Annotated in this window: 14 protein-coding genes and 1 pseudogene; 12 read left to right on the top strand and 3 right to left on the bottom strand. The window is 42.9% G+C overall.

Annotated features, from left to right (window positions below):
- The 3 genes from ACJHXB_RS24515 to ACJHXB_RS24505 all read right to left on the bottom strand — a co-directional run.
- The coding region (locus ACJHXB_RS24515) for a host-nuclease inhibitor Gam family protein (protein ID WP_214679793.1) at nucleotides 1-109 on the bottom strand (109 nt) is incomplete at its 3' end.
- Between the two features lie 75 nt (nucleotides 110-184).
- Nucleotides 185-391, bottom strand: a complete 207-nt coding sequence (locus ACJHXB_RS24510) for a phage encoded cell division inhibitor protein (protein ID WP_000233576.1) — start codon at nucleotides 389-391, stop codon at nucleotides 185-187.
- A gap of 595 nt (nucleotides 392-986) precedes the next feature.
- On the bottom strand, nucleotides 987-1,676 hold the full coding sequence (locus ACJHXB_RS24505) for a helix-turn-helix transcriptional regulator (RefSeq protein ID WP_000858975.1): 690 nt from the start codon (nucleotides 1,674-1,676) through the stop codon (nucleotides 987-989).
- Between the two features lie 104 nt (nucleotides 1,677-1,780).
- Between ACJHXB_RS24505 and ACJHXB_RS24500 the strand changes: the two genes are divergently transcribed.
- The 12 genes and pseudogenes from ACJHXB_RS24500 to ybcN form a co-directional block, all read left to right on the top strand.
- Complete coding sequence (locus tag ACJHXB_RS24500) at nucleotides 1,781-2,011, top strand: transcriptional regulator (protein WP_001067458.1); 231 nt, start codon at nucleotides 1,781-1,783, stop codon at nucleotides 2,009-2,011.
- Nucleotides 2,012-2,079: 68 nt separating this feature from the next.
- The gene (locus ACJHXB_RS24495; RefSeq protein ID WP_001182903.1) at nucleotides 2,080-2,619 is read left to right on the top strand and encodes a toxin YdaT domain-containing protein; all 540 of its coding nucleotides are present in this window, start codon (nucleotides 2,080-2,082) and stop codon (nucleotides 2,617-2,619) included.
- Entirely contained in the window at nucleotides 2,616-3,635 is a 1,020-nt protein-coding gene (locus tag ACJHXB_RS24490; RefSeq protein WP_000147893.1) for a replication protein, read from the top strand. Before ACJHXB_RS24495 ends, ACJHXB_RS24490 begins: the two co-directional genes overlap by 4 nt.
- The gene (locus ACJHXB_RS24485) at nucleotides 3,632-4,333 is read left to right on the top strand and encodes a replication protein P (protein ID WP_000788815.1); all 702 of its coding nucleotides are present in this window, start codon (nucleotides 3,632-3,634) and stop codon (nucleotides 4,331-4,333) included. Before ACJHXB_RS24490 ends, ACJHXB_RS24485 begins: the two co-directional genes overlap by 4 nt.
- A complete protein-coding gene (locus tag ACJHXB_RS24480; protein WP_025210269.1) occupies nucleotides 4,330-4,632 on the top strand; it encodes a hypothetical protein in 303 nt (100 codons plus the stop codon). Before ACJHXB_RS24485 ends, ACJHXB_RS24480 begins: the two co-directional genes overlap by 4 nt.
- 67 nt (nucleotides 4,633-4,699) lie before the next feature.
- The gene (emrE, locus tag ACJHXB_RS24475; protein ID WP_001070442.1) at nucleotides 4,700-5,032 is read left to right on the top strand and encodes a multidrug efflux SMR transporter EmrE; all 333 of its coding nucleotides are present in this window, start codon (nucleotides 4,700-4,702) and stop codon (nucleotides 5,030-5,032) included.
- A gap of 47 nt (nucleotides 5,033-5,079) precedes the next feature.
- Nucleotides 5,080-5,229 carry a protein YlcJ gene (gene ylcJ, locus ACJHXB_RS24470; RefSeq protein ID WP_001299444.1) on the top strand — a complete coding sequence of 50 codons (150 nt, stop codon included), beginning with the start codon at nucleotides 5,080-5,082 and terminating at the stop codon, nucleotides 5,227-5,229.
- Between the two features lie 57 nt (nucleotides 5,230-5,286).
- Nucleotides 5,287-6,813 (top strand): recombinase family protein, encoded by a 1,527-nt coding sequence (locus tag ACJHXB_RS24465; protein ID WP_021537018.1) that lies wholly within the window; start codon nucleotides 5,287-5,289, stop codon nucleotides 6,811-6,813.
- A 464-nt stretch (nucleotides 6,814-7,277) separates the two neighbouring features.
- The gene (ybcL, locus tag ACJHXB_RS24460) at nucleotides 7,278-7,829 is read left to right on the top strand and encodes a Raf kinase inhibitor-like protein YbcL (protein ID WP_001445652.1); all 552 of its coding nucleotides are present in this window, start codon (nucleotides 7,278-7,280) and stop codon (nucleotides 7,827-7,829) included.
- Nucleotides 7,830-7,838: 9 nt separating this feature from the next.
- On the top strand, nucleotides 7,839-8,636 hold the full coding sequence (locus ACJHXB_RS24455) for a helix-turn-helix transcriptional regulator (protein ID WP_000881075.1): 798 nt from the start codon (nucleotides 7,839-7,841) through the stop codon (nucleotides 8,634-8,636).
- Between the two features lie 116 nt (nucleotides 8,637-8,752).
- Complete coding sequence (locus tag ACJHXB_RS24450; protein ID WP_001303586.1) at nucleotides 8,753-8,854, top strand: hypothetical protein; 102 nt, start codon at nucleotides 8,753-8,755, stop codon at nucleotides 8,852-8,854.
- Nucleotides 8,851-9,000, top strand: a pseudogene (gene ybcN / locus ACJHXB_RS24445) (DNA base-flipping protein YbcN); the annotation flags it as partial. The gene ACJHXB_RS24450 and the pseudogene ybcN, both read left to right, overlap by 4 nt.

The following is a 9,000-nucleotide window of genomic DNA, read 5'->3' as shown; positions in this document are numbered from 1 at the left end:
TTTCCATGTCGTCTGCCAGTTCTGCCTCTTTCTCTTCACGGGCGATCTGCTGGTAGTGACGCGCCCAGCTCTGAGCCTCAAGACGATCCTGAATGTAATAAGCGTTCATGGCTGACCTCCTGAAAATGGCTGTGAAAATATCGCCCGCGAAATGCCAGGCTGATTAGGAAAACAGGAAAGGGGATTAGTGATTCAGGCCGTTACCGCGTCCGTCGAGAAAAACTTCCACGAGCAAATCACGGGTATAAGTGCGCTCGATGCCGCGATGCAGATAAAGCCGTCCGCGTAAATTAGCTGATGCAGTCCAGGTACCATCTTTGTGTTTGACCAGCATTCCTGGCATGACCGCACCTCGATTAACGGTCTGCGTTCCATAATGTTGATGAACCATAAAAACTCCTGCCCGTAAGCTGGGCTGCTGAACATATAGAGACTTCTGCGCGTATTCAGGCGGTGGATGGCCGCCGGTTGTCATAACTAAGCCGCCTCGTTGAAGCGACTAAGGTATGAAATGTTGAGTTAATTTCAGCTGGTCACACCGACGTTCACGCGTCCGTTTCACCCCTCGCACTCCCCGAAGCCTGCTGAAATTCAAACTGCGGATCTAAGCGGTCATCGCAACGGTGAATCAGGTAGTTGCCGTATCGTTGTGTTGTTGCGATGAACTTATTTAAAACTATAGTTGTTTTATCGTCAACAACAAAAGTTGTTTTATTGGTTGCTTTAGATATAACTGGTTGTATTTAGGATGGATTTATTTTGTGACTTGAATCGCATAGCGATAACTGAAGCGAGGTTATGGTGGTTTTTTTAACGGTGTGTGTGATGAGGGGAGGGCAAAAGAAAACCCGGCACGGTGACCGGGATTCTTACGCCGTTAGGTAAAGATATTATTGCGGTGGCTTAATATTACTACCTAGAGCAAAGATAGGAATTAGTTCTTTACTGAATGAGCACAATGCCCAGTTGATAATTTTTAATTGGTACTACCCATGCTTCCTATATGTCTGCGGCATGCTCCCAATAACCTTACCGAAGATGAACACCCGGTTCATCTCGTCTTTCTCGATCGGGTCCCACGGTGAGTAGCTTTTGTTATCAGAGATGACCAGCAGCTTATCCTTCATCATTTGCAGGCGCTTTACATGGGCTGTGTCGTCGTACAGAAACGCATAGATACCATCACCGTCGAAAGATTTAACTGTGATATCAACGAACAGCAGATCACCTGGTTCGATCGTTCCTGACATGCTGTCACCACGCACGTTAATGATGCGGATATTTTCCGCCTTCCTACCATCGAACATGTGACGAGCATCGTCAAACGAGTACTCAACCGAGCGTAGAACTTCTACAAACTCACGGTTGATGACTCCCGGCCCAGCACTGACTTCTATATCAAGAACGTCAATCTTGAAGTATTTGGAATGGCTGACAGTTGATTGTATTGGTTGCACTGTACTGTCTGACATATTTCCAACGCCAGAAGATAACCATTCTGCGCGCACACCCAAAGCGTTCGCGATCTCCACGATTTTAGTTGTTTGATTAGCTTTCCCTGTTTCGATTTTCTGAATAGCAGCCTGGCTAACCCCGACCAAATCCCCAAGCGCCTTTTGTGTAAGGCCTCGCGCTAATCTGGCTTCTTTAAGTCTTTCTGAGAGTGTTGTTTTCATAGTCCAAATGTACAACCAAGGTTTTATTCCATCAAACGAAAATGGTTGTTGACTAAAAACAACCATAGTTTTAATCTTGATTCAAATTAACCACGGAGGTTGTTATGAACCCAGCTATCAAAACAGCGATCAATATCGTTGGTTCACAAAAGAAACTGGGCGCTGCTTGCGAAGTTTCACAGCAGGCCGTCTATAAGTGGCTTCACAACAAAGCAAAGGTATCCCCTGAACATGTCGGCAGCATTGTTACGGCTACTGGTGGAGTAGTGAAGGCATACCAGATTCGCCCGGATCTTCCGAAGTTGTTTCCACACACCGAAAAGAACGCAGCTTAAATTTCCATTTCACGCTCTTTAACAATAAGCAATCAACTTAACAGTCAATTCAAACTAAAGGAGCAATTATGCAACCACTTACATACCAACAGACTAGCGGATTTAGCCCGACTGCGGTGATAAATCGTTCTCAAACAAAACAGGTGCCAGGCCACGAAAAAATCCGTGATGCCGTCCGCGCCTGGTCGGCTGTAGATAATCAGGATGTCGTTGCCACACTCATTGTGAATGAGTATCGGGAGCAGGGCGGCGGCACCATCGATTTCCCTGATGATGTCAGCCGTGCACGCCAGAAGCTGTTCCGCTTCCTCGATAACAAATTCGATTCTGAAAAATACCGAAATAACGTGCGTGAACTGACCCCGGCAATTCTGGCGGTACTACCGCTGGAATATCGCGGTTACCTGGTTGAGCAGGATAGCTTCATGGCTAGGTTGGCTGAAATGGAAAAGGAACTCAGTGAGGCAAAACAGGCTGTCATTCTCAACGCACCACGCCACCAGAAACTGAAGGAAATTAGTGAAGGTATTGTGTCGATGTTTCGTGTGGACCCAGATCTGGCTGGTCCATTGATGGCGATGGTTACTACCATGCTGGGGGCGATATGACAGGTTCAGAAATGGCGAAAGCCGGTCTGCTGGAACAGAACCGACTTTCAGGTGCAAATCGTAACACACTCATTGCGGGAGGAATTATGGCAAACACTGCTGAGATATTCAATTTTCCAGTGCCGGATGCGGCACAAAAGGAGCCGCGCGTGGCAGATCTCGATGATGGTTATACGCGCATTGCAAATGAGTTGCTGGAAGCTGTGATGCTGGCCGGATTAACACAGCACCAGCTTCTGGTCTTTCTGGCTGTCATGCGCAAAACATATGGCTTTAATAAAAAACTGGATTGGGTTAGCAACGAGCAACTTTCCGAATTAACCGGGATATTGCCGCACAAGTGTTCTGCTGCAAAAAGTGTTCTGGTAAAGCGTGGGATTTTTATTCAGAGCGGGCGGAATACCGGCATTAATAATGTGGTCAGTGAATGGTCAACATTACCCGAATCAGGTAAGAAAAATAAAGTTTACCTGAAAGAGGTAAATTTACCTGAATCAGGTAAAAAAAGTTTACCCAAATCAGGTAAAGGCGTTTACCCGAATCAGGTAAACACAAAAGACAAACTAACAAAAGACAATATAAAACCTTTTTCGTCCGAGAATTCTGGCGAATCCTCTGACCAACCAGAAAACGATCTTCCTGTGGTGAAACCGGATGCTGCAATTCAGAGCGGCAGCAAGTGGGGGACAGCAGAAGACCTGACCGCCGCAGAGTGGATGTTTGACATGGTGAAGACCATCGCGCCATCAGCCAGAAAACCGAATTTTGCAGGGTGGGCTAACGATATCCGCCTGATGCGTGAACGTGACGGACGTAACCACCGCGACATGTGCGTGCTGTTCCGCTGGGCATGCCAGGACAACTTCTGGTCCGGTAACGTGCTAAGTCCGGCCAAACTCCGCGACAAGTGGACCCAGCTCGAAATCAACCGAAACAAGCAACAGGCTGGCGTGACAGCCGGCAAACCAAAACTCGACCTGACGAACACTGACTGGATTTACGGGGTGGAGCTATGAAAAACATCGCCGCACAGATGGTTAACTTTGACTGTGAGCAGATGCGCCGGATCGCCAACAACATGCCGGAACAGTACGACGAAAAGCCACAGGTACAGCAGGTAGCGCAGATCATCAACGGTGTGTTAAGCCAGTTACTGGCAACTTTCCCGGCGAGCCTGGCTAACCGTGACCAGAATGAACTGAACGAAATCCGCCGCCAGTGGGTTCTGGCTTTCCGGGAAAACGGGATCACCACAATGGAACAGGTTAACGCTGGAATGCGCGTAGCCCGTCGGCAGAATCGACCATTCCTGCCATCACCCGGGCAGTTTGTCGCCTGGTGCCGGGAAGAAGCATCTGTTAACGCCGGGCTGCCAAACGTCAGCGAGCTGGTTGATATGGTTTACGAGTATTGCCGGAAGCGTGGCCTGTATCCGGATGCAGAGTCTTATCCGTGGAAATCGAACGCGCATTACTGGTTGGTTACCAACTTGTACCAGAACATGCGGGCCAATGCGCTGACTGACGCGGAATTACGGCGCAAGGCTGCCGATGAACTGACCTGTATGACAGCGCGAATTAACCGTGGTGAGACGATACCTGAACCAGTAAAACAACTTCCTGTTATGGGCGGTAGACCTCTAAATCGTGCACAGGCTCTGGCGAAGATCGCAGAAATTAAAGCTAAATTCGGACTGAAAGGAGCAAGTGTATGACGGGCAAAGAGGCAATTATTCATTACCTGGGGACGCATAAGAGCTTCTGTGCACAGGACGTTGCCGCGGTAACAGGCGCAACCGTAACCAGCATAAATCAGGCTGCGGCTAAAATGGCGCGGGCAGGAATCCTGGTCGTTGATGGTAAGGTCTGGCGAACGGTGTATTACCGGTTCGCTACCAGAGAAGAACGGGAAGGAAAGGTGAGCACGAATCTGATTTTTAAGGAGTGTCGCCAGAGTGTCGCGATGAAACGGGTATTGAGGGTATATAAAAGAACATCAATGGGAACACAATGATGAAACAGGTGAGTTGAGTTCAAACTGTAGTACAATTCTCTCCAGTTTGAACAGGAAAGAATATGCTATGAACCCTTATATTTATCTTGGTGGTGCAATACTTGCAGAGGTCATTGGTACAACCTTAATGAAGTTTTCAGAAGGTTTTACACGGTTATGGCCATCTGTTGGTACAATTATTTGTTATTGTGCATCATTCTGGTTATTAGCTCAGACGCTGGCTTATATTCCTACAGGGATTGCTTATGCTATCTGGTCAGGAGTCGGTATTGTCCTGATTAGTTTACTGTCATGGGGATTTTTCGGCCAACGGCTGGACCTGCCAGCCATTATAGGCATGATGTTGATTTGTGCCGGTGTGTTGGTTATTAATTTATTGTCACGAAGCACACCACATTAAAATAATTTGTTTCTAAACGACTAAAATATGGAGGCTCTTATATTTATATGAGCCTCGTTTTATGCTTTTTGTTAATGTCTTTATTTTTTATGTATTCTTTTGTGCTTTCAAGATTATGGCGTAAGAAAATTGCAATACGATTATTGTTGTATATTCAAGATAATGTGACCTTAATTGTCTTTTTAAATAAAAATTAAACAAAAATTATATCCCACCACTAAGGTTTATAAAAGCATACGTTAGCAGGTGTCACCATGAAAAAAGCCATAGCATATATGCGATTTTCATCACCAGGTCAGATGTCTGGTGACTCATTAAACCGACAGAGAAGACTTATTGCTGAATGGTTAAAGGTAAATAGTGATTATTATCTTGATACCATAACATATGAAGATTTAGGATTAAGTGCATTCAAAGGAAAGCATGCACAATCAGGAGCTTTTTCGGAATTTTTAGATGCTATAGAGCATGGTTATATATTGCCAGGAACTACATTGTTAGTTGAAAGTCTGGACAGACTTTCAAGAGAAAAAGTCGGTGAAGCGATTGAACGTCTGAAATTGATTTTGAATCACGGTATTGATGTTATAACTCTTTGCGACAATACAGTCTATAATATTGACTCTTTGAATGAGCCATATTCATTAATAAAAGCCATACTTATAGCACAAAGGGCAAATGAAGAAAGCGAGATAAAGTCAAGTCGGGTTAAATTATCATGGAAGAAAAAACGGCAGGATGCAATGGAATCAGGTACGATTATGACGGCGTCTTGTCCGAGATGGCTCTCCTTAGATGACAAAAGAACGGCTTTTGTTCCAGACCCCGACAGGGTGAAAACTATTGAGCTAATTTTTAAACTCAGGATGGAAAGGCGCTCATTGAATGCAATAGCCAAGTATTTAAATGATCATGCTGTAAAGAATTTCTCAGGAAAAGAAAGTGCATGGGGACCTTCTGTAATTGAAAAATTATTAGCGAATAAAGCTCTGATAGGTATATGCGTACCTTCATATCGTGCAAGAGGGAAAGGGATAAGTGAAATCGCTGGCTATTATCCCAGAGTTATATCAGATGATTTGTTTTACGCTGTACAGGAAATTCGGTTGGCACCTTTTGGTATTAGCAATAGTAGCAAGAATCCTATGCTAATAAATCTACTTCGAACAGTTATGAAGTGTGAGGCTTGTGGTAATACCATGATTGTTCATGCGGTATCTGGAAGTTTGCATGGCTATTATGTTTGTCCGATGAGAAGATTACATCGATGTGACAGGCCATCAATAAAAAGAGATTTGGTTGATTATAATATCATTAATGAATTGCTTTTTAATTGTAGCAAAATTCAACCAGTTGAAAACAAGAAAGATGCTAATGAAACTTTAGAGTTAAAAATTATTGAGCTTCAGATGAAAATTAATAATTTAATCGTTGCATTGTCTGTCGCGCCTGAAGTTACCGCTATAGCAGAGAAAATAAGACTATTAGATAAGGAATTACGAAGGGCTTCGGTATCATTGAAAACTTTGAAGAGTAAAGGTGTAAATTCATTCAGTGATTTTTATGCTATTGACTTAACCAGTAAAAATGGACGAGAGTTATGCCGTACACTTGCCTATAAAACATTCGAAAAAATCATAATTAATACGGATAATAAAACCTGTGATATCTATTTTATGAATGGCATTGTTTTTAAACACTATCCTTTAATGAAAGTAATATCCGCCCAGCAGGCGATAAGTGCTCTCAAATATATGGTTGATGGTGAGATTTATTTCTAAATAATGATCTCGGATTTTAAGTTATGCTATGGTGATAAAGTGCAAGACAGAATTAATTATCTTTGACGAAACTTAATGGGTAATTACTTTGTTTGCTCCCACAAGCGAGTTTTGTACGGCTGTATTGGGGTAGTAAATGAGCTATACAATCTTAATCATTTGTTAGGTGAGAACTCTTGGTCGCAGATTCAAATACTGAAAATACGTGACAAATTATTATGAGCAAAATGGTGTATGTCACGTATTTTGAATGGTAGGTTAAAAAATAACACCGACTTTCGTAGGTATTACTAATAATAAAGCAGAGTTTTTAGATAGTATCAATGTGCTTTGTGTATATTGTGGCAAATAATTGGGTTGGGGGTACAATTGTGATTGCTTTTGCATAAACATTGCGCCTTTATGCATAATGAGATAAAGGAATATCAAATAAAATAACGATAGGTCATAACAAAGAGGTTTTTATGAAAACACTTATCGTTTCAACTGTATTGGCATTCATAACATTTTCTGCGCAGGCTGCAGCATTTCAGGTCACTAGTAATGAAATAAAAACAGGAGAGCAACTTACAACGTCTCATGTCTTTTCTGGATTTGGGTGTGAAGGTGGTAATACATCGCCCTCATTAACCTGGTCTGGTGTTCCTGAAGGTACCAAAAGCTTTGCCGTAACTGTATATGATCCAGATGCACCTACAGGCAGTGGTTGGTGGCATTGGACTGTTGTTAATATTCCAGCAACAATAACATATTTGCCCGTTGATGCAGGGAGACGTGATGGAACAAAACTGCCGACTGGTGCTGTTCAAGGCCGAAATGATTTTGGCTATGCTGGGTTTGGTGGCGCATGTCCTCCTAAAGGAGATAAACCACATCATTACCAGTTTAAAGTATGGGCTCTAAAAACTGAAAAGATTCCTGTAGATTCTAACTCCAGCGGAGCGTTAGTTGGTTATATGCTTAATGCTAATAAAATCGCAACCGCTGAGATAACACCAGTTTATGAGATAAAGTAGGGTGAGAGTATGCTGGCAAGAGGTAAGACTAACTTAAAGATCGAAGAAATACGGATGCATAAACATCATGAGATTCATAGGGTTAAGCCTCTTATGCCAGCTTTGTGTCGTATCCGTCAGGGAAAGAAAGTTATCAATTGGGAGACGCATACTTTAACTGTTGATAATAATCAAATAATATTATTTCCTTGTGGTTATGAATTTTATATTGAGAATTATCCTGAAGCAGGGCTTTATCTTGCAGAAATGCTTTACTTACCCATTGATTTAATTGAGAGTTTCCAAAAACTTTATACGGTAACTGATCAAATACGTAACAAAACAAGTTTCTTTTTACCTCAGAATCCTGAGTTAATATATTGTTGGGAGCAACTAAAAACATCTGTTTCCCGAGGCTTCTCAACTAAAATTCAGGAGCACTTAGCAATGGGCGTTCTACTTTCGTTAGGAGTGAATCATGTTAATCATTTACTTTTATCATATAGTAAACAATCATTGATAAGTCGTTGTTATAACCTGCTGCTATCCGAACCCGGCACAAAATGGACAGCAAACAAGGTTGCTCGATATCTCTACATTTCTGTTTCTACATTACATCGCCGTCTAGCAAGCGAGGGGGTAAGTTTCCAAAGTATACTGGACGATGTGAGGTTAAATAATGCGTTGTCTGCTATACAAACGACGGTAAAACCTATAAGCGAGATTGCCAGAGAAAATGGTTATAAGTGTCCTTCTCGTTTTACAGAAAGATTTCATAATCGTTTTAATATAACACCAAGAGAGATAAGAAAAGCTTCCAGAGAGTAAAAGTGTTTTAAGAAGGAGCAATTCTATCGATTTTGATTTTGGGAAATCAACACGGCATAATTATGTCACCGGAGCCTGAACAACTCCGGTGACTTCTGCGCTAAACGGGGACGTTTATGCGCACATACAATCCAAACTCTCTTCTCCCTTCACAGATGCAGAAATGCACCTGCAATTCTTTGCATCTAGCGTTTGACCTCTGCGGAGGTGAAGCGTGAACCTCTCACAAGACGGCATCAAATTACATCGCGGCAACTTCACCGCTATCGGTCGGCAGATCCAGCCTTATCTGGAGGAGGGCAAATGCTTTCGCATGGTGCTTAAACCGTGGCGTGAGAAACGCAGTCTTTCCCAGAATGCACTC

The sequence above is a fragment of the Escherichia sp. WS3227_2 genome (genome assembly GCF_046486495.1).
GTDB lineage: Bacteria > Pseudomonadota > Gammaproteobacteria > Enterobacterales > Enterobacteriaceae > Escherichia > Escherichia coli.
This window is presented reverse-complemented; position numbering and strand designations above follow the sequence as displayed.

Bases quoted from the DNA above. Each gene is read 5' to 3' on its own strand.
- ACJHXB_RS24510 (WP_000233576.1), bottom strand. From the start codon at position 391: ATGGTTCATCAACATTATGGAACGCAGACCGTTAATCGAGGTGCGGTC.
- ACJHXB_RS24505 (WP_000858975.1), bottom strand. From the start codon at position 1,676: ATGAAAACAACACTCTCAGAAAGACTTAAAGAAGCCAGATTAGCGCGA.
- ACJHXB_RS24500 (WP_001067458.1), top strand. From the start codon at position 1,781: ATGAACCCAGCTATCAAAACAGCGATCAATATCGTTGGTTCACAAAAG.
- ACJHXB_RS24495 (WP_001182903.1), top strand. From the start codon at position 2,080: ATGCAACCACTTACATACCAACAGACTAGCGGATTTAGCCCGACTGCG.
- ACJHXB_RS24490 (WP_000147893.1), top strand. From the start codon at position 2,616: ATGACAGGTTCAGAAATGGCGAAAGCCGGTCTGCTGGAACAGAACCGA.
- ACJHXB_RS24485 (WP_000788815.1), top strand. From the start codon at position 3,632: ATGAAAAACATCGCCGCACAGATGGTTAACTTTGACTGTGAGCAGATG.
- ACJHXB_RS24480 (WP_025210269.1), top strand. From the start codon at position 4,330: ATGACGGGCAAAGAGGCAATTATTCATTACCTGGGGACGCATAAGAGC.
- emrE (WP_001070442.1), top strand. From the start codon at position 4,700: ATGAACCCTTATATTTATCTTGGTGGTGCAATACTTGCAGAGGTCATT.
- ylcJ (WP_001299444.1), top strand. From the start codon at position 5,080: ATGAGCCTCGTTTTATGCTTTTTGTTAATGTCTTTATTTTTTATGTAT.
- ACJHXB_RS24465 (WP_021537018.1), top strand. From the start codon at position 5,287: ATGAAAAAAGCCATAGCATATATGCGATTTTCATCACCAGGTCAGATG.
- ybcL (WP_001445652.1), top strand. From the start codon at position 7,278: ATGAAAACACTTATCGTTTCAACTGTATTGGCATTCATAACATTTTCT.
- ACJHXB_RS24455 (WP_000881075.1), top strand. From the start codon at position 7,839: ATGCTGGCAAGAGGTAAGACTAACTTAAAGATCGAAGAAATACGGATG.
- ACJHXB_RS24450 (WP_001303586.1), top strand. From the start codon at position 8,753: ATGCGCACATACAATCCAAACTCTCTTCTCCCTTCACAGATGCAGAAA.